Raw genomic sequence first — 22,146 nt, 5'->3', positions numbered from 1 at the left:
GTCAAGCCCTCAAATCCCACATAGCTGACGCAGCAATCGGGTATCCAGATGCTGTTCCACCAGGTCCGCCAAGCGCTCGATATCGCGCTCGCGCAAGCCGTGGTAATCCACTTCCTGCACGTCCTGCAAACCGGCCCAGCGCAACACGGCGCTGCAGGCCGCCGGGGTTTCGAACAGGCCATGCAGATACGTGCCGAGGATTTGCCCGTCATCGCTGCAGGCACCGTCGCTGCGGCCGTCATCCAGGCGTACCGCTGGCTGCGCCAGGGCGGCACCTCGGGTCACGCCCGCATGGATCTCATACCCGCTGACCGACGCCTCTTCCAGCACCAGGCGGCCGTGCACATTGCGCAATTGTTTCTCGGCTTCCAGGGTGGTGCTGAACGCCAGGAGGCCCAGGCCATCACTGGAGCCCTCAGGCCCTTCCAGACCCAGTGGGTCGTGAACCTGCTCGCCCAGCATCTGCAGGCCACCGCAGATGCCCAGCACCTTGCCGCCGTAACGCAGGTGCCGGGCAATGGCGGTGTCCCAGCCATTGGCGCGCAGGTAGGCCAGGTCGCTGCGCACGCTTTTCGAGCCGGGCAGGATGATCAGGTCGGCGGCGGGGATTGCCTGGCCCGGGCCGACAAACTGCAAATCCACCTGGGGATGCAGGCGCAGCGGGTCAAAATCGGTGTGGTTGCTGATGCGCGGCAGCACAGGCACCACCACCTTGAGCACCTGCGCCGCCTTGTCGATCTGGCGCTGGTCGATGCCATCCTCGGCTTCCAGGTGCAGGTCCATCACATACGGCAGCACCCCCACCACCGGCTTGCCGGTGCGCGCCTCAAGCCAGTCGAGGCCCGGTTGCAGCAGGGCGATATCGCCGCGAAAGCGGTTGATGATAAAGCCCTTGACCCGCGCCTGTTCCGACGGCGACAACAGCTCCAGGGTGCCCACCAGATGGGCGAATACCCCGCCGCGATTGATATCGGCAATCAGCAACACCGGGCAATCCACCGCTTCGGCGAAGCCCATATTGGCAATGTCATTGGCCCGCAGGTTGATCTCGGCCGGCGAGCCTGCGCCTTCGACCATCACCACCGGGTAGGCCGCACTCAAACGCGCGTGGGAGGCCAGCACCGCCTGCATGGCGATGGCCTTGTAGTCGTGATAGGCCACGGCATTCATGCTGGTCACGGCGCGGCCATGGATGATGACCTGGGAGCCGGTGTCGCTATTGGGCTTGAGCAGCACCGGGTTCATATCGGTGTGCGGCGCCAGGTTGGCAGCCTGGGCCTGCACAGCCTGGGCGCGGCCGATTTCGCCACCTTCTGCTGTCACCGCGCTGTTGAGCGCCATGTTCTGCGGCTTGAAGGGCACCACCGGCACGCCCTGGCGCACGACCCAACGGCACAGTGCGGTCACCAGGGTGCTTTTGCCCGCGTCGGAGGTGGTGCCTTGCACCATCAGGGTGGTCATGAGGTTTGCTTCCAGGCAGTCAGGGCCTGTTCAAGGCGCAGCCAATCGGCATCAGTCCCGGGCAGGCCAAAACGCAGGCTGCTGTCGTGGACAAACAGGCGCAGCAGGATGCCGCGCTGGGCCATGAATTCATGCAACTGCTCGGCGTGATCGCTGATCAGCCACTGGAACAGCGCGCAGCCACCTTGCGGGCGCAGGCCATACTGCTCCAGCAGGCGGAACAGGCGCTGGCTGGCGTCTTCGCAGCGCTGGCGCTGGTAGGTATGGCCGGCGCTGTCGCGCAGGCAGACCTGGCCCAACTCCCGGGCCGGCCCGCTCACCGCCCACGGCCCGACCTGTTCGGCCAGCAGCTTGAGCAGTTTGCGTTCGGCCAGCACAAAACCCAGACGCACCCCAGCCAGGCCGAAAAACTTGCCGAACGAGCGCAACACAATCAGCCCGACTTGATTGGCCTGGCTCGCCAGGCTCAAGTGCGGGGTGTTGTCCATAAAGGCCTCATCCACCACCAGCCAGCCACCGCGCTCGGCCAGGCGCGCATGCCAATCCAGCAGGCGCTGGGGCGTGAGGCTCAGGCCGGTGGGGTTGTTGGGATTGACCACCACCAACACGTCGAGGCTGTCGAGGAAGAAGTCGACTTCCTGCTCCAGCACCTCGCGCACGATGTAACCGGTGCGGCGCCAGGCTTCGGCATGCTCGGCATAGCACGGCGACAACACACCGACCTTGCCCGCCCGGCGCAGGCGCGGCAGCAACTGGATAGCCGCCTGGGAGCCCGGTACCGGCAATACCTGGGCCGCACCGTAGTAATCACAGGCTGCCTGCTCCAGGCCATCATCGGTCTCTGGCAAGCGGGCCCAGGCCCGCAGCGGGATGGGCGGGATGGGCCAGGGCCAGGGCGCGAGGCCACTGGACAGGTCCAGCCAGTCTTCCTGGGCAATGCCGTACTGCAGCGCCGCCTTGCGCAGCCGTCCACCGTGTTCAAGCATAGAAATGCGCCCCCGCACACAGGATCAACACCCACAGCCACACGCCGCGCTGCACCAACTGCCAGCCACGCTCGATGGAATCGGCATCGGCCGGCGGCCCTTCGCCGAGGATCGGACGCTGGTGCAACTCACCGTGATAAATCGCTGCCCCGCCCAACTCGACGCCCAGGGCGCCAGCGCCCGCAGCCATCACCGGCCCGGCATTCGGGCTGTCCCAGGTCGGCCCCTGGCGGCGCCAGCATGTAAGCGCCAGGCGCGTCTTGCCGAGCACGGCGTAGGTCAACGCGACCAGCCGCGCAGGGATGTAATTCAGCAGGTCGTCAATCTTCGCCGCCGCCCAGCCAAAACGTTCAAAACGTTCATTGCGATAGCCCCACATGGCATCCAGGGTATTGCTCAGGCGGTACAGCACCACGCCGGGCACGCCGGCCACGACAAACCAGAACAGCGCGGCAAACACCGCGTCGCTACCGTTTTCCAGCACCGACTCGGTGGCTGCGCGGGCCACTTCGGTGCTGTCCAGCTCACTGGTCTGGCGGCTGACCAGGTAACTCACGCGCGTGCGTGCTTCGTCCAGGTCGCCGCTGCGCAGGGCCTGGGCCACCGGCAACACGTGCTCACCCAGGCTGCGCATGCCCAGGGCCAGGTACAACGCGAGGATCTCGATCACCCAGCCGAAGTAAGGCGCCCAGGACAAGGCCGTGGCCAGCAAGGTCAGCGGTATCACCGTGATAAACCACGCGCTCACGCCATGGCTGCGCCAGCCACGCCCCGCGGAGTTGAAACGTTGCTCGATGCGCCCGGCAAAATTGCCGAACGCCACCAGCGGATGCCAGCGCCTGGGCTCGCCCAGCAGCGCATCCAGCGCCACTGCAGCGACACTCAGCAAGGCCACACTCATTGACTCACTCCCCAATAATTCTCATACAGCATGTCACTCAGCGGACGCGGTTCGGTCCAGCCTTCGAGTTGCAACATCGGTGCCGGATAGAACTCCGTCACCGGGCCCAGGCACAGCACGGCCAGGGGCTTGGCACCGGGTGGCAGGCCTAGCAGATCGGCCAGGTCCCGGGGTTCGAACAGTGACACCCAGCCCATGCCCAGGCCTTCGGCGCGGGACGCCAGCCATAGATTCTGGATCGCACAGGACAGTGAGGCCAGGTCCATTTCCGGCAAGGTCCGACGCCCGAAAATATGCCGTTCACGGCCATCCATCAATGCCGCCACCAGCACCTCGGCGCAGTCGTGGATGCCTTCGACCTTGAGCCTCATAAAGTCGTCCGAGCGCTCGCCCAGGGCTTGCGCGGTGCGGATACGCTCGGCTTCCACCAACTGCTGGATCTGCCCGCGCAGGTTGCGGTCGCTGATGCGGATAAAGCGCCAGGGCTGCATCAGGCCGACGCTGGGGGCCTGGTGCGCGGCGTGCAGCAGGCGGTGCAACAACTCGGGGGCGACGGTGCCGCCACTGAAGTGGCGCATGTCGCGGCGTTCGGCAATGGCGCGGTAGATGGCGTCGCGCTCGGCCTGGGGGAAGGCCTTGTCGGTCATGACCCTATCGCGGGCAAGCCCGCGCCTACCGTTGCAATGCAATCGCCTGCGATGGCGGCGTCCCGATCCGGCGCAAACAGCGCGGCCACTGCAACCGGGTTCGACGGGAAATAAAAGTGCACATAAGAGGCCGTCATCCGCCCCTGGCGGTACACCGCCTCGGCGCCGCGCCCGCCATTGGGGCTCAGGCCACGAGCAATCGGCTGCCACGGCGTGCTGGTCAGGGAATGATGGTAGGTGTGGCCGCGCAATTCGCCTTCCGGCAATTCGACCGTTTGCAGGGCCAGGGCCGCCAGGCGTTTCTGCATGACCGCATCGCCTTGCAGCAGCCCCAGCAGTTCGGCACGCGTGCCCTCGACATCGGTCAGGGAGTCGAGCAGGTAGAGCATGCCGCCGCATTCGGCCAGCAATGGTTTGCCGGCGCTGTGGTGGGAGCGGATCGCCTGCAGCATCGCGGTGTTTTGCGACAGCGCCTGATGATGCAACTCCGGGTAGCCACCGGGCAGATAGAGGCTGTCGGCGTCGGGCAGCACGCGGTCATGGATCGGCGAGAAGAAGTGCAACTGCGCGCCCATCGCCCGCAGTAAGTCGAGGCTGGCGCCATAGGTGAAGGCAAAGGCTTCGTCACGGGCCACGGCAATCCGCACCCCGGCCAGCAACGGCTGGGCCTCGATCACCTCCGGCGCAGCGAATTCCACCGGCGGTGGCAGCGCTACCTCGCAACTGCTGGCCAGGGCGGCGGCGGCGGCATCCAGGCGCAGATCGAGGTCATTCAACTCGCTGGCCTGCACCAGGCCCAGGTGGCGGCTGGGCAGCTCGATCCCGGTTTCCCGGGACAGCGCGCCGTACCAGCGCAGGCCTTCGGTCAGGCTGCCTTCCAGCAACTGCGCATGGCGCACGGTGCCGACGCGGTTGGCCAGGACCCCGGCGAACGGCAGGTCCGCCTGGTAACGCGCCAACCCCAGCGCCAGGGCGCCAAAGGTTTGGGCCATGGCGGTGCCGTCGATCACTGCCAGCACCGGCACGCCAAAGTGGCGCGCCAGGTCGGCGCTGGACGGTGTGCCGTCGAACAGGCCCATCACGCCCTCGATCAGGATCAGGTCCGCCTCCCCCGCGGCTTCCCACAACAGGCGACGGCTTTCCTGCTCGCCGACCATCCACATGTCCAATTGATAGACCGGCGCACCACTGGCGCGCTCATGGATCATCGGGTCGAGAAAGTCCGGGCCGCACTTGAACACCCGGACCTTGCGCCCCAGGTTGCGATGCAAACGGGCCAGCGCGGCGGTAACAGTGGTCTTGCCCTGGCCTGACGCCGGCGCGGCGATCAGCACCGCTGGGCAATGGCGCGGCTGGTTCAAAGTTCGATGCCTTTCTGTGCCTTGATACCGGCCTGGAACGCGTGCTTGAGCATGCCCATTTCGGTGACGGTATCGGCCATTTCAATCAGTTCCGGTTTGGCCCCGCGGCCAGTGACCAGCACGTGCTGCATCGGTGGCCGGGCTTGCAGGTCGCTCAACACTTGGTCCAGGTCCAGATAGCCGTGCTTGAGCGCGATGTTCAGCTCATCCAGCACCACCAGGCCGATGGACGGATCCTGCAACATTTCCCGGGAGACCTTCCAGGCCGCTTCGGCGGCGGCGATATCGCGCTGGCGGTCCTGGGTCTCCCAGGTAAAGCCCTCGCCCATCACATGGAAGCGCACCTGCTCGGGGAAGCGGCGGAAGAACAGTTCTTCACCGGTGCTGTTACGGCCCTTGATGAACTGCACCACACCGCATTGCATACCGTGCCCCATGGCCCGGGCCAGCATGCCAAACGCCGAACTGCTCTTGCCTTTGCCGTTGCCGGTCAACACCAGCAGCAAACCGCATTCATTCGGTGAATTGGCAATGCGCTCGTCAATCACCGCTTTTTTGCGCAGCATGCGCGCCAGGTGGCGTTCGTCACGATCAGGGGTATCAGTCATGGCAGCTCTCCGTTGGGGCTGGACAAAAACGGCGGGCAGGAAAAGACAACTTAAATGAAGCCAAGCATCGCCCACCGTGATGCTGTTGGATGAATCAGGCCGGTCTCCGGGCTCATGAGTGGCGCCCGATTGACCAGGGCAAGCCGACGATGCGCCTTCCCATATCGCAGGCGATACAGTGGCAAAAGCAGCGTCTTGACTCATTTACCGTTGCGGGGGCAGCGCCGGGATCGTGGCCACACTGTAGAAAAGTGCGCGCACTCACCGGCTTCCCTGTTTCACTCGGTCGGCGCGTACGCCACAGAGCACCTGAAACAAGCGGCGAAGGTTAGTGGGTTGGGGGTACAGCGTCAATTAAAGCCGGCCACGTACTTGAACCATCGCCGCGCGCCATACCTCTATGACTACAGGCATTGAGGAGAAAAACATGCACAAGACCCGACTCGCCCTATTGATCATGGCCGCAGGCGCACTCGCCGCCTGTGGCGAAAGCTCAACCTTGCAGGTATCCGATGGCACCGGGCCGTCGCCCAAGCTGCCGGAACCGAATAAAACCCTGATCCCCACCGTCAACATCGCCCCGGCGATTGGCTGGCCCGCCGGGGCCAAGCCCAAGGCCGCCGCCGGCACCCAGGTTGGCGCCTTCGCCGAAGGCCTGGATCACCCGCGCTGGCTGTATGTATTGCCCAATGGCGACGTGCTGGTGGCCGAGACCAATGCGCCGCCCAAGCCGGATGACTCCAAGGGCATTCGCGGCTGGGTCATGGAAAAGGTCATGGGCCGTGCCGGTGCCGGCGTACCCAGCCCGAACCGTATCACCCTGCTACGCGATGCCAACCATGATGGCGTGGCGGAAACCCGCACGGTGTTCCTGGAAAACCTCAACTCGCCGTTTGGCATGACCCTGGTGGGCAACGACCTGTATGTGGCCGACTCGGACAAGCTGCTGCGCTTCCCCTATCAACCGGGAGAAACCGCGATCAAGGCCCAGGGCACCAAGGTCATCGACCTGCCGGGCGGTCCGCTCAACCACCACTGGACGAAAAACGTGGTGGCCAGCAAGGACGGCAACACGTTGTATGTGAGCGTAGGCTCCAACAGCAACGTCGGTGAAAACGGCCTGGAAGCCGAACAGGGGCGTGCGGCGATCTGGGAAGTCGACCGGGCCAGCGGCAAGCAGCGGATTTTTGCCTCCGGGCTGCGCAACCCCAATGGCATGGCCTGGGAGCCGCAAAGCGGCAAGCTGTGGACGGCAGTCAACGAGCGCGATGAAATCGGCAGCGACCTGGTGCCGGACTACATCACCTCGGTCAAGGATGGCGGCTTTTATGGCTGGCCGTTCAGCTATTACGGCCAGCATGTGGATGTACGGGTCACGCCGCAGGACCCGGACCTGGTGGCCAAGGCCATTGCGCCGGACTATGCCGTCGGCCCCCACACCGCGTCGCTGGGCCTGACCTTTGCCGAAGGCAACACCCTACCGGCGCAATTTGCCCAAGGCGCTTTTATCGGCCAGCACGGTTCGTGGAATCGCAAGCCGCACAGCGGGTACAAGGTGATCTTTGTGCCATTTGCGGGGGGCAAGCCCAACGGCGCGCCGGTGGATGTGCTGACCGGCTTTCTCAACAGTGATGAGAAAGCTATGGGCCGGCCGGTGGGCGTGGTGATCGACCAGCAAGGCGGGTTGCTGGTGGCGGACGATGTGGGGAATAAGGTGTGGCGGGTGTCTTCAGCCAAATAAATGATTTGCGAGCACCCCAAAACAACTGTGGGAGCGGGCTTGCCCGCGATGGCTGTGGATCAGTCAGGAATCTATCCACTGACACACCGCCATCGCGGGCAAGCCCGCTCCCACATTGGGTTTTATATTTGGCTTAGGGATTACGCGCCAATTGCCCCGCCGGCAACACGCGCTTGGCGCTCAAATAGGCATTCTGCCAGTAGGCCTTGGACAAGGTATCAAGCTTCACCGTACCGCCGGTTTGCGGCGCATGCACGAAACGCCCTTCACCCACGTAGATGCCGGCATGGCTGACCTGCGAGCCACCGCCCGTGGCGAAGAACAGCAGGTCGCCGGTCTGCAGCGCATCTTCGCGCACGTCCTGGGCCCGCATCACAATCAGCTCGCGAGTGGTGCGCGGCAGCGAGATGCCCGCGGCGTCGCGGTAGACAAAACCAATCAAACCACTGCAATCAAACCCCGAATCCGGGGTGTTGCCGCCCCAGCGGTAAGGCGTGCCCACCAGGCCCAGGGCGCGAAACAGCACATCTTCGGCCACTGGCGAAAAGTTCTGGGTGGAATAGTTGAATACCGGCTTGGGCTTGACGGCCACAGGCGCAGGTGGAGGACGGCTGGCGCAGGCACTGAGCAGTGCGGCGCAAACAACAAGAATTAGGCGGGCCGAGGTCGACATGGGCAGAACAATCCTGATCTGGATGCGGCTTTCGCTGCCGAACGCTGAAAACTAGACCGCGCAAGCAAGCTTGCGCGGTCAGGTTCGCAACAATATCTCAGGATTCTAGCGCTTACGCGTCAAACTTCAAGTATCACTTTAACTTTACTTGCGAGCGGTAACGGTAGTCGGGGCCATCGCCAAAGCGCGCTTGGCTTCGATGAAGGTTTTGCTCCAGTAGCTGTCACCCAGCTTATCGACCCGCACCCCACCGCTACGGCGGCTGCTGGAGTGGATGAACTGGTCATCGCCCAGGTAGATACCGGCGTGACTGACGCGACCACGGCCGTTGGTACTGAAGAAAAGCAGATCGCCGGGCTTGAGGTTGTTTCGTGCGACCAACGGTGCATCCACGTTGATCATTTCGCGGGTGGAGCGCGGCAGGTTCATGCCGGCTTCTTCACGAAACAGGTAGCCGATAAAGCCACTGCAGTCGAAACCGGCTTCAGAGGTACCACCGAAACGGTAACGGGTACCGATCAGGGACATGCCGCGTTCGAGGATACTGTCGGCCAGCAGTGGCAGCTGATAAGGCTTGCTGTCGGCGAACTGGGCCAGTTCTTTTTCGGTCGCCACCTCTTCTTCATAAACAGAAGAAGACTGTGCTGCGACGAATTTGGCTTGATGCTGTTGTTGCGGCTTTTGCTGCTCGACCACCTGCTGGGGGTGGGTGGCGCAACCAAACAACAGGGTAACGAGTGCGAGAGGCACGAGGGGTGCGAAGCGATTTAGCATGGGCACGACCGTGGCTGATATGTAAAGAAGCCGAGACTATGCCTTCTATGACATCGATTTGCAAATTCAATCGTGATCTATGTGACTTCTTGTTTGACCCATGTCATCTAAGCCCTTGAACCCCATTTAGACCCTTTTGCGTGGCCAGAGCGGCCCAAACGCAGGTTTTCTGACGCCTGTAATTTGCCAGGGGCCCCGGTTTTAAAGGGCTGGCTACCAGCCGAGGGTTTCTTTGAGGAAGGGAATGGTGAGCTTGCGCTGGGCCTGCAACGAGGCCTGGTCGAGTTGTTCGAGCAAGTCGAACAGCGCGCTCATGCTGCGGGTGCCACGGGTGAGGATGAAATGCCCGACTTCATCGGTCAGGTGCAGGCCACGACGCGAAGCGCGCAGTTGCAGGGCACGCAGCTTGTCTTCGTCGGACAGTGGGCGCATCTGGAAGATCAGCGCCAGGGTCAGCCGCGACTTGAGGTCTGCCAGCTTGACCGGCAATTCCCGTGGCGAGGTAGAGGCGGCAATCAACAGGCGCCGGCCGCTGTCGCGCAGGCGGTTGAACAGATGGAACAGCGCTTCTTCCCAGTCCGCCCGGCCGGCAACGGCTTGCAGGTCATCCAGGCACACCAGTTCGTATTGCTCGAGGTTATCGAGGATGCCGATGCCACGGTCCAGCAGTTCGGCCAACGGCAAATACACCGCTGGCTCCCCCATCTGCTCAAAGCGCAGGCAGGCGGCCTGCAACAGGTGGGTACGCCCCACGCCGTCCTTGCCCCAGAGGTAGATCAGGCTTTCCGTCCACCCGGCGTCGGCTTCGCAGAGCCGCTCGACATAGCCGAGTGCAGCGGCATTGGCGCCTGGGTAGTAATTGATGAAGGTAGCGTCGTCACGCAGACGCACACCTAGGGGCAGCTGAATCGGTTTCATGCTGACTGAACGGTCCCAATCGAACCGTTAGTGGCCTCTGTGAAAAGTTTGCAAAGTTTATACCCGTGACGCCGGGCGCACAATGCAACAGACCACAAGCAAAATCAAAGGTTTGCGTTAACTCATTGGATTTTTTGGAGATTGTTTGGCGCGATGGCTAAATGCCAAGCCCCACAGACAACAAACCCGGCCTTGAGCCGGGTTTGTGATCAGTCTTACAACTGAGGGTCATCGGCGCCCGTATAGGCGCCCGAATCCTTGTACACATCGTGCACATGGCGCACCAGCACCATGATCACCGCCGCTACCGGCAGCGCCAGGAGGATGCCGGTAAAGCCGAACAGCTCGCCGCCCGCCAGGATCGCAAAGATCACCGCCACCGGGTGCAGGCCGATGCGATCGCCCACCAGCAACGGCGTCAGCACCATGCCTTCCAGGGCCTGGCCGGCCATGAACACCGCGACAATCCCCAGCATCGGGTACAAGTCACCGCCAAACTGGAACAGGCCAGCCACCAGCGCCGCACCAATCCCGATGACAAAGCCCATGTACGGCACAATCGCCGCCAGGCCGGCAATCATGCCGATCAACAGGCCCAGTTCCAGGCCGATCGCCATTAGCCCGCCAGCGTAGATAATCCCCAGCGCCACCATCACCAGCAACTGCCCACGGACAAAGGCGCCCAGCACCTCATGGCACTCCCCGGCCAGGGACACGATGCGCTCCTCGCGATCACGGGGCAGCAGGCTGCGGATCTTGGCCATCATGATGTCCCAGTCACGCAGCAGGTAGAACGCCACCACCGGGATCAAAACCAGGTTGGTCAGCCAGCCGATCAACGCCAGGCTGGAGGCCGTGGCCTGACTGAGGATCACCCCGACGATATCGGTGGTCTGGCCCATATGCTCGCTGATCGCGGCCTTGACCTTGTCGAACTTCCAGAAGCCATCGGCCAGGCCGAGTTTGGACTGCACCCAGGGCATGGCCGTGTGCTGCAGCCAATCGAGCATTTGCGGCGCCAGTTCGTACAGGCGCAACAGTTGCTTGGCCAGCATCGGCACCAGCAACAGCAACAGCGCCATGACGATCAGGGTAAACAGCGCAAACACCGCCACCACGCCCCAGGTGCGCGACAGCCCGGCCTTTTCCAGGCGATCCACCACGGGATCGAACAGATAGGCCAGCAGCAACGCGACCAGGAACGGCGTCAGGATCGAATGCAGCAAGAACACCAAGACGCACAGCAGGACAATCCCGCCAAGCCACACCCAACGACGCGTATCCGCCATAAACCACTCCATCTGTTATTTGCTTCTATATAAGGAAGAACATTTACCAACGGAAACGCAGTTGCGGCTCAGGTTCGGCTTGCGGCACCGGCACCGGCTGCGCGCCTTCGGCCACGGGCGACGGCACAGGTTGTGGCGCGAGCGCCTCACCAGCCGGCACTTCCTGCAACCTGGCCAGGCTCAATTGGCTGCGCAACTGCTCGCTGCTGCCGTTGACCCGATAGACGATCCGGTCACCCTCCACCCGCTGCAACTGCGCACCAAACGGCTCCAGCAGATGACCGAGGGCGGCGTAGCGCTCCAGGGTCATGCCCTGCACTTGCAGCAACTGTTCGCTGGACACCCCGGCTTTTACCGCAAAACGGGGCGCCAGGCGCTCGCTGACTGCCAGCAGCACGGCATCGGCCAACGCCGCGGGGTCGGCGCCCTGCACCGTGCCCTGCTCGGCTTTGTCACCCAGCCACAGGCGCCACTTGGCTTGCCATTGGCCCGCGTCTTCACGGGCATGCACCGCCAGCAAGGCGTCGGCGCCATAACGTTCGGAGGCCGCACGCAGAGGGGCCGGATCGGCACTTTCAAGAGTGGGTGCGGTGGCGACGATCTGCTCATCAAGATCGCCCAGCGGCAGGCGCAAAGGCAGGCCGCGATGCTGAGCCGCACGGCGCAGCGGCTCGGCAGCCGACTGGCCATCACCGACCAGGCTGCTGCCTTCAGTGGAATCGCTCAGCCACCAACCGAGGATCGACGGCCGATTGTTGCCCCACAACGCCAGGCCGGCATCGCGCAGGGCGCGGTCGGTGCTGACCGGATCGAAATCCACTTGCAGGCTTTCCGGCGGACCGGCGTCGTAACCGTACTGGCTGATGATCTGTTGCGGATCCTTGCGGATCGCCGCCAGGCCAGGGCCCTGGGCGGCCTTGGCGTCGCCGGTGAGGCGGGCTACCAGGGTCTGCAGGGCGCGCTGGGTAGCTTGTTCGCGCTCCTCCGGCGCCTGGCTGCTGACCGGCTCCAGCACTTGATAAAGACCATTAACGGTTTCGGCATGACTGGCCAGGCTGACCAACGACAAACAGCCAACAAAAAAGTATCTACTCAGACCCATGAAAAAAGATTCCCGAACGACAAAAAAGCGGCTGGAACAGGCCGCGTGAAGAAGGTTAAGCAAGGCTGTGACCACAGCGACCGGCAAAACATTCACAAGGCCCCGGTAAGTTTTCGTACTGTCATAACGATAGCGGGTTAAAGGCTATACCTTAATACAGGCGATCGCGGCGCCTATTAAGGTTTTTTTAGCACCATATGCCCCTGCCCGTCGGCCCGAGGATGGCCGCTGCCCCTCAAGCCTGATAAAATCGCGCGCCTTCGCAGACCGTCAACGGCTGGGCGTCCTGAAGTGTTCAGCTTCTGTGCCCACCGCATCGGTCGTTACCCCTGAATCCCCCCTAAAGGCCTGGATCATGAGCAAGCAACCCTCCCTGAGCTACAAGGACGCCGGTGTAGACATCGACGCCGGTGAAGCATTGGTCGAACGCATCAAGAGCGTCGCCAAGCGCACTGCGCGCCCCGAAGTCATGGGCGGCCTGGGCGGTTTCGGCGCCCTCTGCGAGATCCCGGCCGGCTACAAGCAGCCAGTGCTGGTCTCCGGCACCGACGGCGTGGGCACCAAGCTGCGCCTGGCCCTGAACCTGAACAAGCACGACACCATCGGCATCGACCTGGTGGCCATGTGCGTCAACGACCTGGTGGTATGCGGCGCCGAGCCGTTGTTCTTCCTCGACTACTACGCCACCGGCAAGCTCAACGTGGAGACCGCTGCACAAGTGGTCACCGGTATCGGCGCTGGCTGCGAACTGTCGGGTTGCTCCCTGGTCGGCGGCGAAACCGCTGAAATGCCAGGCATGTACGAAGGCGAAGACTACGACCTGGCCGGCTTCTGCGTCGGCGTCGTGGAAAAAGCCGAGATCATCGACGGCTCCAAGGTGGCTGCCGGTGACGCCCTGCTGGCTCTGCCATCGTCCGGCCCGCACTCCAACGGCTACTCGCTGATCCGCAAGATCATCGAAGTGTCCGGCGCCGACATCGAGAACACCCAGCTCGACGGCAAGCCTTTGACCGACCTGCTGATGGCCCCGACCCGCATCTACGTCAAGCCATTGCTCAAGCTGATCAAGGACACCGGCGCGGTCAAGGCCATGGCCCACATCACCGGTGGCGGCCTGCTGGACAACATCCCGCGCGTACTGCCAAAAGGCGCCCAGGCCATCGTCGACGTGGCCAGCTGGCAGCGCCCGGCGGTCTTCGACTGGCTGCAAGAGAAAGGCAACGTCAACGAGACCGAAATGCACCGCGTGCTGAACTGCGGCGTGGGCATGGTCATCTGCGTGGCTCAAGAGCACGTGGAAACCGCGCTGAACGTTCTGCGTGAAGCCGGCGAGCAGCCATGGGTGATCGGTCAGATCGCCACGGCTGCCGAAGGTGCTGCCCAGGTTGAACTGAAGAACCTCAAGGCTCACTGATGCCAGCAACCTGTGATGTCGTGGTGCTGCTCTCCGGCACCGGCAGTAACTTGCAGGCCCTGATCGACAGCACGCGCGCCGGCGACAGCCCGGTGCGCATCGCTGCGGTGATTTCCAACCGCAGCGACGCCTACGGCCTGCAACGCGCCCAGGACGCGGGTATCGACACCCGCGCCCTGGATCACAAGGCGTTCGACGGTCGCGAGGCCTTCGATGCAGCCTTGATCGAATTGATCGACGCCTTCAACCCCAAGCTCGTGGTCCTCGCCGGTTTCATGCGCATTCTCAGCGCTGATTTCGTGCGCCATTACCAGGGGCGCCTGCTGAATATCCACCCTTCCCTGCTGCCTAAATACAAAGGGTTACACACTCACCAACGGGCCCTTGAGGCCGGCGATACGGAGCACGGCTGCAGCGTGCACTTTGTCACCGAGGAACTCGATGGCGGGCCTCTGGTCGTACAGGCAGTAGTTCCGGTAGAGTCTGCGGACTCAGCGCAGAGCCTTGCGCAACGGGTTCACACCCAGGAACACAGGATTTACCCGCTGGCGGTTCGCTGGTTTGCCGAAGGCCGCTTGGTTCTCGGTGAACAGGGTGCATTGTTGGATGGCCAGTTACTTGCGGCCAGCGGCCACTTGATTCGTACCTAGGAGATTTTATGCGTCGCGCCCTGCTCTTCGCTTTTGCTCTGTTTGCCCTGCCTGCCGTGCACGCGGCAGACCTTCAGCCTTTCTCCGCCAGCTATACCGCCGACTGGAAGCAGTTGCCCATGAGCGGCACTGCGGAACGCAGCCTGGAAAAAAACGCCGACGGTACCTGGAAGCTCAGCTTCAAGGCCTCGATGATGATCGCCAGCCTGACCGAAACCAGCACCTTGACCCTGGACAAGGATACTTTGCTGCCACAGTCCTACCACTTTGAACGGGGTGGGCTGGGTAAAGCCAAGAAAGCCGACCTGGACTTCGATTGGACCGCCAAGATGGTCACCGGCACCGATCGCGGTGATGCGGTGAAGATCCCGCTGAACCGTGGCATGGTCGACAAATCCACTTACCAGTTGGCCCTGCAGCATGACGTGGCCGCCGGCAAGAAAACCATGAGCTACCAGGTGGTGGATGACGGCGAGGTCGACACCTATGACTTCCGCGTGCTGGGTGCCGAGAAAGTCGAGACCAAGGCCGGCAAGATCGACGCCATCAAGGTTGAGCGCGTGCGCGACCCGACGCAAAGCAAGCGCATTACTGTGATGTGGTTTGCCAAGGATTGGGATTACCTGCTGGTTCGCCTGCAACAAGTCGAAACCGACGGCAAGGAATACAACATCATGCTGTTGGACGGCACGGTCAACGGCAAGGCTGTGAAAGGCAGCTGATCGTTGAGTGTTTAAAAGAGCCTCGCTAAATGCGGGGCTTTTTTTCGCCTGGCGTTTGGAGTGAGGCGACTGGCGTTATCGCAGGCAAGCCAGCTCCCACAGGTGGTGCATTCCAAGGTGGGAGCTGGCTCGCCTGGGATAGCGGTGGAAGGCCTGGCACCCGGACAAAGCCTGACTCGAACATGAAGCTTTTGTCATAAAACCCCAGGCCCTGCGACGCAATGTCGCGGTTTACGTGGCCTGGAGCATTGTTGCGTTTGCTGCAATGAATTGTTGCGTGCAAAGTCAGTTTACTTAGCAAGCTAACAAAATATATAACAAAGGCCTGCGACGCCTTGCCGCAGATCAACCAGAGACTGGAGCAAGCAGATGACAGTAAAAGTAACGGAACGCGACGATGCCCATATGTCCCACGAGGCCCTGGCCCACGGGATTCATATCTGGGATGTGCATCAACAAGACCTGCTGGTCGGTATGTTTCACAACGAGTGCGACGCCCATAACTATAAAAACGAGCTCGAAACCCTCGAAATGAGACGCCAGGCATCAAGCGCCTGAAGCGCTGAAATCCCCTAGCCACCCGGCCCACGCAGCCGCAGTGCCTATAAACACAAACCCCGCCTTTTGAGCGGGGTTTGTTGTTTTTAACGCCTTACCACATCAGGTCGTCAGGGATCTGATAGGCGGCGTACGGATCATCCTCATCCGGCACCTGGGTCTCGGTGAGGATGTTCATCTGGACGATACGCTCAGGTGCGCGCTCCTGGATTTTCAGCGCGGCCTCCCGTGGAATCACTTCGTAACCGCCACCGTGATGGACAATCGCCAACGAGCCATTGCTCAGCTTGTTGCGCATCAAGGTGTTGACCGACAGGCGCTTGACCTTCTTGTCGTCCACGAAGTTGTAGTAGTCCTCGGTGGTCAACTTGGGCAGGCGCGAGGTCTCGATCAATTGCTTGACCTGCGCGGCACGGGCCTTGGCCTCGACCTTTTCCTGCTGCTGGCGGTTGAGCTCCTGGTCGCGCTTGACCTTCTCGGCCTGCGCTTCCAGGGCCAGGCGCTGCTGGGTGTCATCGGCCTGGGCCTGGCCTTTGTGAACCAGGCGCTGCTGCTTCTGCTTGTCTTTGCCGACCTGCTTGGCCTGCTTCTGATTGACCAGGCCTGCTTTGAGCAACTGGTCGCGAAGGGAAATGCTCATGGTGCTTACTCACTTAGGCAACTGCTCAACCGCAGTTGGACACATTCTTTTCCTGGCGTTTGGCTTCGCCCCAGAGGGCGTCCAACTCTTCGAGGGTGCAATCTTCCATGGGACGGTGGGTGTCGCGCAATGCCTGTTCGATAAATCGGAATCGCCTTTCGAATTTGGCATTGGCACCGCGCAGGGCGGTTTCCGGGTCCACCTTGAGGTGCCGGGCCAGGTTGACCGCTGCAAACAGCAGGTCACCGACTTCATCGGCAATCGCTGCCGGGTCATTGTCGGCCATGGCTTCGAGCACTTCATCGAGCTCTTCACGCACGTTATCCACCACCGGCAGCGCCGCTGGCCAGTCGAAGCCGACCTGGCTCGCGCGCTTTTGCAATTTGGCGGCGCGGGACAGGGACGGCAAGGCGTTGGGTACATCATCAAGCAGGGACAGTTGCTGTGGAGCGTCGGATTTTTCGGCGCGCTCCTCGGCCTTGATTTGCTCCCAGCGCGCCTTGACCTGCTCTTCGCTTAACTGAGGGATATCCAGCGGCGCATACAGGTCGCCGGTGGGGAACACATGGGGATGCCGGCGAATCAGCTTGCGGGTGATGCTGTCGACCACGCCGGCGAACTCGAAGCGCCCTTCTTCCCGGGCCAGTTGGCTGTAATAGACCACCTGGAACAACAGGTCGCCCAGCTCGCCTTGCAGATGATCAAAATCCCCACGCTCGATGGCGTCGGCGACTTCGTAGGCTTCTTCCAGGGTGTGAGGCACGATACTGGCGTAGGTTTGCCTGATGTCCCACGGGCAACCGTATTGCGGGTCGCGCAGACGGTTCATCAGGTGTAGCAGGTCTTCAAGTGAATACATCGTTCTCTATCCGATCAGGTGGGAAAACCACCGAGCAAATGTGGGCGCCGGGCTTGCCCGCGATGCAGGCACCTCGGTATCGGGTAGACCGAGGCGCCTGTATCGCAGGCAAGCCAGCTCCCACACAAGCCCGCTCCCACATTTTAAACCGCACTCATCCAGTGATTCATGGCGTGCGGTTACGCCGGGTCTCGATGATGTTCGGCAGTTGGGAGATACGCCCCAGCAGCCGCCCCAACGCGTCCAGACCCGGAATCTCGATGGTCAGGGACATCAACGCGGTGTTGTCCTCCTTGTTCGAGCGGGTGTTGACCGCCAGTACGTTGATCCGCTCGTTGAGCAGCACTTGCGAGACGTCACGCAGCAACCCCGAACGGTCGTAGGCGCGGATGATGATGTCCACCGGGTAGGTGAGCACCGGCACCGGGCCCCAGCTGACCTGGATGATCCGCTCCGGCTCGCGCCCGCCCAGTTGCAACACCGAGGCACAATCCTGGCGGTGAATGCTCACCCCACGGCCCTGGGTGATGTAGCCGACGATCGCGTCGCCCGGCAACGGCTGGCAGCAGCCGGCCATTTGGGTCATCAGGTTGCCCACGCCCTGGATCTGGATATCGCCGCGCTTGCCCGGCTTGTAGCCGGTGGCCTTGCGGGGAATCAGCTCCAGTTGTTCGCTGCCGCGCTCCGGCTCCACCAACTGCTGGGCCAGGTTGACCAGTTGCGCCAGGCGCAGGTCGCCGGCGCCGAGGGCGGCGAACATGTCTTCGGCAATCTTCATGTTGGCTTTTTCGGCCAACTTGTCGAAATCCACCTGGGGCAGGCCCAGGCGCCCCAGCTCGCGCTCGAGCAGGGTCTTGCCGGCGGCGACGTTCTGGTCCCGCGCCTGCAGCTTGAACCAGTGGACAATCTTCGCCCGCGCCCGCGACGTGGTGATGTAGCCCAGGTTCGGGTTCAGCCAGTCGCGGCTCGGGGTGCCGTGCTTGCTGGTGATGATCTCGACCTGTTCACCAGTCTGCAGGCTGTAGTTGAGCGGCACGATACGCCCGTTGATCTTGGCGCCACGGCAGTTGTGGCCGATCTCGGTGTGCACCCGGTAGGCGAAGTCCAGCGGTGTCGCGCCCTTGGGCAGGTCGATGGCGTGGCCGTCGGGGGTGAAGATATAGACCCGGTCTGGCTCGATATCCACCCGCAACTGTTCGGCCAGGCCGCCGATATCGCCGAGTTCTTCGTGCCACTCCAGCACTTGGCGTAGCCAGGAGATTTTCTCTTCGTACTGGTTGGAGCCCGCCTTGACGTCGGTACCCTTGTAGCGCCAGTGCGCGCAAACCCCCAGCTCGGCTTCTTCGTGCATGGCGTGGGTGCGGATCTGCACTTCCAACACCTTGCCCTCGGGGCCGATCACCGCCGTGTGCAGCGAGCGGTAGCCGTTTTCCTTGGGGTTGGCGATGTAGTCGTCGAATTCCTTGGGAATATGCCGCCACAGGGTGTGGACGATGCCCAGCGCGGTGTAGCAATCGCGCATCTCCGGCACCAGCACGCGTACGGCGCGCACGTCGTAGATCTGGCTGAAGGCCAGGCCCTTGCGCTGCATTTTGCGCCAGATCGAATAGATGTGTTTGGCGCGCCCGCTGATATCGGCTTCGACGCCGGTCGCCTGCAACTCCGAGCGCAACTGGCCCATCACATCGCTGATAAAGCGCTCACGGTCCAGCCGCCGCTCATGCAGCAGGGTGGCGATCTGTTTGTATTGATCGGGTTCGAGGTAGCGGAAGGACAGGTCCTCCAGCTCCCACTTGATATGGCCGATCCCCAGGCGGTGGGCCAGGGGCGCGTAGATATCGAAGACCTCGCGGGCGACACGGTTGCGCTTTTCGTCATCGGCGGTTTTCACCGCACGGATCGCGCAGGTACGTTCGGCCAGCTTGATCAGCGCCACGCGTACGTCGTCGACCATCGCCACCAGCATCTTGCGCAGGTTTTCCACCTGGCCCTGGGTGCCCAGCACCATCGACTGGCGCGGGCTGAGGCTGGCGCTGATCGCAGCCATGCGCAGCACGCCGTCGATCAGCTTGGCCACCACCGCGCCGAAACGCTGGCTGACCAAGGGCAACGCAATATGCCCCTCGCGTACGCCGCGATAGAGCACCGCAGCGATCAGCGAGTCCTGATCCAGCTTGAGGTCGGCGAGGATCTCGGCGATTTCAAGCCCGGTACGGAAACTGGAGGTTCCTTCGGCCCACAGATTCTTGGCCGCATTGTCTTGCTGTTCGGCCTCGCGAGCGAACTCGCAGGCGGTTTTCAAGGCTTCACGGTCCAGTGCCGGATCGACACTGACGGCATGATCCAGCCATGCCTCGAGATTGATACTGCCGTCGGTGTTGATCGGCTGGTGTGCTCTCACCTGTACCATCTTGCTTACCTTCCCTACGACGCGCCTGTAGCGCGTCAAAATCGCTGACCCTTGTAACGCGAACTCCCTGGCAGGTCACAGGCCCAGGAGAACGCAGGCCAGTCGGACTAAGCGAGCATCCTAGCTCGCTTCAAATAACGCCATCGCCTCGACATGCGCGGTTTGCGGAAACATATCGAGGATCCCGGCACGTTTTAGCCGGTAGCCTTGCTTGACCAACTCGACAGTGTCCCGCGCCAGCGTGGCTGGATTGCAGGACACATACACCAGGCGATCAGCCCCCAGAGTGGCGAGCTTGCGCACAACCTCCAGGGCACCATCGCGGGGTGGGTCCAAGAGTACCGCACAAAAGCCTGCTTTGGCCCATTGCGCGTCACTCAAAGGCTGGGACAAATCGGCCTGAAAAAACTGCACATTATGCAAATTATTGCTGCCTGCGTTGAGGGCCGCGCGGTCCACCATGGCCTGCACGCCCTCTACCGCCACCACTTCACGCACCTGGCGGGCCAGGGGCAAGGCAAAGTTGCCCAGGCCACAAAACAGGTCCAGTACCCGTTCGTCGGAGCGCGGTGCCAGCCAGTCCAGCGCCTGGGCCACCATCGCTTCATTGACCCCGGCGTTGACCTGGACAAAATCCCCCGGCCGGTACGCCAGCTCCAGGTCCCACTGTTCCAGACGATAGCCCAGGGCCTGCCCGGCCGCGAACGGCTGCGGCTCGCCCTCTCCATGCAGCCACAACTGGGCATCATGGAACGCGCAAAATTCCTGCAGCACCAGCAGGTCAGCGTCGGACAGCGGCGCCATATGCCGCAGCAACACGGCAATCGACGAGCCGCTGAACAACTCGACATGCCCCAGGGCCTGAGGTTTGCTCAGGCGCCGCAACATATTGGGCAGACGCTGCATGATCGGTTGCAAGGCCTGTACCAGCACCGGGCAATCGTCGATGGCCACGATGTCCTGGCTGGCCACGGCGCGAAAACCCACGTCCAGGCGCTTGGCCTTGGCGTCCCAGCGCACCGCGACACGGGCGCGGCGGCGATAGCCGAACTCGGGCCCGCTCAACGGCGCGGCCCACTCCTGGGGCTCGACCCCGGCGACACGGGACAATTGCTCGGCGAGCATGCGCTGTTTCAGGGCAAGCTGTTCGCCATGGGGCAAATGTTGCAGGCTGCAACCGCCGCAACGACCGGCATGGACGCACGGCGCCGGGCGCCGCAGTTCACTGGCCTTGAACACCCGCTCGGTGCGGGCCTCGACCACTTTGCCATGGGCGCCCAGCACCCGCGCCTCGACTTCCTCGCCGGCCAGGGCACCCACCACAAACCAGGTGCGGCCTTCGAAAAACACGATCCCCCGGCCATCATTGGCCAGGCGCTCAATGGTCAGGCGCTGCTTTTTGCCGACCGGTACTTGGGGCGCCCGGCTGCCACCCGTGGGCTGGAAGCGCAGGCCTCGCTCTTGCTTGGCCATCAGTTGGGCGCGTCGAAAATGCCGGTCGACAGGTAGCGGTCGCCTCGGTCACAGATGATCGCGACGATCACCGCGTTTTCCAGTTCTGCAGACAAACGCAACATCCCCGCCACCGCACCGCCGGAGGACACGCCGCAGAAGATGCCTTCTTCACGGGCCAGGCGACGGGTGGTGTCTTCGGCTTCACGCTGGGCCATGTCGATGATGCGATCGACGCGGGCAGCGTTGTAGATCTTGGGCAGGTACTCTTCGGGCCAACGGCGGATCCCCGGGATCGCCGCGCCTTCCATCGGTTGCAGGCCAACGATCTGGATCGCCGGGTTCTGCTCCTTGAGGTAGCGCGAGTTACCCATGATGGTGCCGGTGGTGCCCATGGAGCTGACGAAATGGGTGATGGTGCCCTGGGTCTGGCGCCAGATCTCCGGGCCGGTGCTGGTGTAGTGCGCCTCGGGGTTGTCACCGTTGGCGAACTGGTCCAACACCTGGCCACGGCCTTCGGCGGCCATGCGCTCGGCGAGATCACGCGCGCCTTCCATGCCCTCTTCCTGGGTCACCAGGACCAGCTCGGCGCCATAGGCGGTCATCGCGGCCTTGCGCTCGGCGCTGCCGTTGTCGGGCATGATCAGGATCATTTTGTAGCCCTTGATCGCTGCGGCCATGGCCAGGGCAATCCCGGTATTACCGGAGGTGGCTTCGATCAGGGTGTCGCCGGGCTTGATCTGCCCGCGCTGCTCGGCACGGGCGATCATCGACAGCGCCGGACGGTCCTTGACCGAGCCCGCCGGGTTATTCCCCTCGAGCTTGAGCAGCAAGGTATTGCTGGTGTTACCCGCCATGCGCTGCAAGCGGACCAAAGGTGTGTTGCCGACGCAATCGGCGATGGTTGGGTATTGCAGGGTCATGGCGTATTCGCAATCCAGACTGCGGGGGCGCCTATCATACCGGCAAACGCTGGCGGG

21 protein-coding genes and 1 riboswitch are annotated in these 22,146 nt (G+C 62.7%); of the genes, 5 read left to right on the top strand and 16 right to left on the bottom strand.

The genetic code is table 11. The features are described 5' to 3' along the window. Window positions 1-9: 9 nt before the first annotated feature. The 6 genes from HU773_RS08150 to cobO are packed head-to-tail and all read right to left on the bottom strand — an operon-like array spanning window position 10 to window position 5,964. Entirely contained in the window at window positions 10-1,461 is a 1,452-nt protein-coding gene (locus HU773_RS08150) for a cobyric acid synthase (RefSeq protein ID WP_057958853.1), read from the bottom strand. Further along, window positions 1,458-2,447 carry a threonine-phosphate decarboxylase CobD gene (gene cobD / locus HU773_RS08145; protein ID WP_186625269.1) on the bottom strand — a complete coding sequence of 330 codons (990 nt, stop codon included), beginning with the start codon at window positions 2,445-2,447 and terminating at the stop codon, window positions 1,458-1,460. The genes HU773_RS08150 and cobD overlap by 4 nt, the downstream gene beginning before the upstream one ends. Further along, entirely contained in the window at window positions 2,440-3,348 is a 909-nt protein-coding gene (gene cbiB, locus HU773_RS08140; RefSeq protein ID WP_057438764.1) for an adenosylcobinamide-phosphate synthase CbiB, read from the bottom strand. The genes cobD and cbiB overlap by 8 nt, the downstream gene beginning before the upstream one ends. Then, window positions 3,345-3,995, bottom strand: coding sequence for a 5,6-dimethylbenzimidazole synthase (bluB, locus tag HU773_RS08135; protein ID WP_186625267.1), 651 nt, complete (start codon window positions 3,993-3,995; stop codon window positions 3,345-3,347). Before bluB ends, cbiB begins: the two co-directional genes overlap by 4 nt. After that, entirely contained in the window at window positions 3,992-5,356 is a 1,365-nt protein-coding gene (locus HU773_RS08130) for a cobyrinic acid a,c-diamide synthase CobB (RefSeq protein WP_186625265.1), read from the bottom strand. The genes bluB and HU773_RS08130 overlap by 4 nt, the downstream gene beginning before the upstream one ends. Next, entirely contained in the window at window positions 5,353-5,964 is a 612-nt protein-coding gene (gene cobO, locus HU773_RS08125) for a cob(I)yrinic acid a,c-diamide adenosyltransferase (protein WP_057438761.1), read from the bottom strand. The genes HU773_RS08130 and cobO overlap by 4 nt, the downstream gene beginning before the upstream one ends. 80 nt (window positions 5,965-6,044) lie before the next feature. Next, a riboswitch (cobalamin riboswitch) is annotated at window positions 6,045-6,292 on the bottom strand. A 99-nt stretch (window positions 6,293-6,391) separates the two neighbouring features. Here cobO and HU773_RS08120 point away from each other — a divergent pair. Then, on the top strand, window positions 6,392-7,705 hold the full coding sequence (locus tag HU773_RS08120; RefSeq protein ID WP_186625263.1) for a PQQ-dependent sugar dehydrogenase: 1,314 nt from the start codon (window positions 6,392-6,394) through the stop codon (window positions 7,703-7,705). 133 nt (window positions 7,706-7,838) lie between these two features. Here HU773_RS08120 and HU773_RS08115 read toward each other — a convergent pair whose 3' ends face one another. From HU773_RS08115 to HU773_RS08095, 5 genes are all read right to left on the bottom strand, one after another. After that, window positions 7,839-8,378 carry a C40 family peptidase gene (locus HU773_RS08115; protein WP_057444557.1) on the bottom strand — a complete coding sequence of 180 codons (540 nt, stop codon included), beginning with the start codon at window positions 8,376-8,378 and terminating at the stop codon, window positions 7,839-7,841. Between the two features lie 144 nt (window positions 8,379-8,522). After that, window positions 8,523-9,152: a C40 family peptidase gene (locus HU773_RS08110; protein ID WP_057438759.1), complete on the bottom strand. Its 630-nt coding sequence runs from the start codon at window positions 9,150-9,152 to the stop codon at window positions 8,523-8,525. A gap of 213 nt (window positions 9,153-9,365) precedes the next feature. After that, window positions 9,366-10,070, bottom strand: coding sequence for a DnaA regulatory inactivator Hda (gene hda, locus HU773_RS08105; RefSeq protein WP_032857040.1), 705 nt, complete (start codon window positions 10,068-10,070; stop codon window positions 9,366-9,368). A 215-nt stretch (window positions 10,071-10,285) separates the two neighbouring features. Next, the gene (locus tag HU773_RS08100; RefSeq protein ID WP_186625262.1) at window positions 10,286-11,359 is read right to left on the bottom strand and encodes an AI-2E family transporter; all 1,074 of its coding nucleotides are present in this window, start codon (window positions 11,357-11,359) and stop codon (window positions 10,286-10,288) included. A 43-nt stretch (window positions 11,360-11,402) separates the two neighbouring features. Beyond that, window positions 11,403-12,461: a DUF2066 domain-containing protein gene (locus HU773_RS08095; RefSeq protein ID WP_186625261.1), complete on the bottom strand. Its 1,059-nt coding sequence runs from the start codon at window positions 12,459-12,461 to the stop codon at window positions 11,403-11,405. Window positions 12,462-12,816: 355 nt separating this feature from the next. On the opposite strand from HU773_RS08095, the gene purM reads away from it, so the two are divergent. The 4 genes from purM (at window position 12,817) to HU773_RS08075 (ending at window position 15,805) form a co-directional block, all read left to right on the top strand. Further along, a complete protein-coding gene (gene purM, locus HU773_RS08090; protein WP_032857036.1) occupies window positions 12,817-13,875 on the top strand; it encodes a phosphoribosylformylglycinamidine cyclo-ligase in 1,059 nt (352 codons plus the stop codon). Further along, window positions 13,875-14,525, top strand: a complete 651-nt coding sequence (gene purN, locus HU773_RS08085; protein ID WP_057438756.1) for a phosphoribosylglycinamide formyltransferase — start codon at window positions 13,875-13,877, stop codon at window positions 14,523-14,525. The genes purM and purN overlap by 1 nt, the downstream gene beginning before the upstream one ends. Before the next feature lie 8 nt (window positions 14,526-14,533). Beyond that, window positions 14,534-15,247: a DUF3108 domain-containing protein gene (locus HU773_RS08080; protein WP_057444555.1), complete on the top strand. Its 714-nt coding sequence runs from the start codon at window positions 14,534-14,536 to the stop codon at window positions 15,245-15,247. A gap of 369 nt (window positions 15,248-15,616) precedes the next feature. Continuing rightward, window positions 15,617-15,805, top strand: a complete 189-nt coding sequence (locus tag HU773_RS08075; protein WP_057438755.1) for a hypothetical protein — start codon at window positions 15,617-15,619, stop codon at window positions 15,803-15,805. Window positions 15,806-15,899: 94 nt separating this feature from the next. Here HU773_RS08075 and HU773_RS08070 read toward each other — a convergent pair whose 3' ends face one another. From HU773_RS08070 to cysM, 5 genes are all read right to left on the bottom strand, one after another. Then, on the bottom strand, window positions 15,900-16,445 hold the full coding sequence (locus HU773_RS08070) for a DUF2058 domain-containing protein (RefSeq protein WP_057958846.1): 546 nt from the start codon (window positions 16,443-16,445) through the stop codon (window positions 15,900-15,902). A gap of 25 nt (window positions 16,446-16,470) precedes the next feature. Beyond that, window positions 16,471-17,304 (bottom strand): nucleoside triphosphate pyrophosphohydrolase, encoded by an 834-nt coding sequence (gene mazG, locus HU773_RS08065; RefSeq protein WP_186625260.1) that lies wholly within the window; start codon window positions 17,302-17,304, stop codon window positions 16,471-16,473. 166 nt (window positions 17,305-17,470) lie between these two features. Further along, the gene (gene relA / locus HU773_RS08060; RefSeq protein ID WP_099168065.1) at window positions 17,471-19,714 is read right to left on the bottom strand and encodes a GTP diphosphokinase; all 2,244 of its coding nucleotides are present in this window, start codon (window positions 19,712-19,714) and stop codon (window positions 17,471-17,473) included. A 120-nt stretch (window positions 19,715-19,834) separates the two neighbouring features. After that, on the bottom strand, window positions 19,835-21,187 hold the full coding sequence (rlmD, locus tag HU773_RS08055; protein WP_057438753.1) for a 23S rRNA (uracil(1939)-C(5))-methyltransferase RlmD: 1,353 nt from the start codon (window positions 21,185-21,187) through the stop codon (window positions 19,835-19,837). Next, window positions 21,187-22,089, bottom strand: a complete 903-nt coding sequence (gene cysM / locus HU773_RS08050; RefSeq protein ID WP_057438752.1) for a cysteine synthase CysM — start codon at window positions 22,087-22,089, stop codon at window positions 21,187-21,189. Before cysM ends, rlmD begins: the two co-directional genes overlap by 1 nt. Window positions 22,090-22,146 lie beyond the last annotated feature (57 nt).

Source organism: Pseudomonas shahriarae (assembly GCF_014268455.2).
GTDB lineage: Bacteria > Pseudomonadota > Gammaproteobacteria > Pseudomonadales > Pseudomonadaceae > Aquipseudomonas > Aquipseudomonas shahriarae.
Note: the sequence above shows the minus strand (reverse complement) of the source record. Positions and strands in the feature narration are given on the sequence as shown.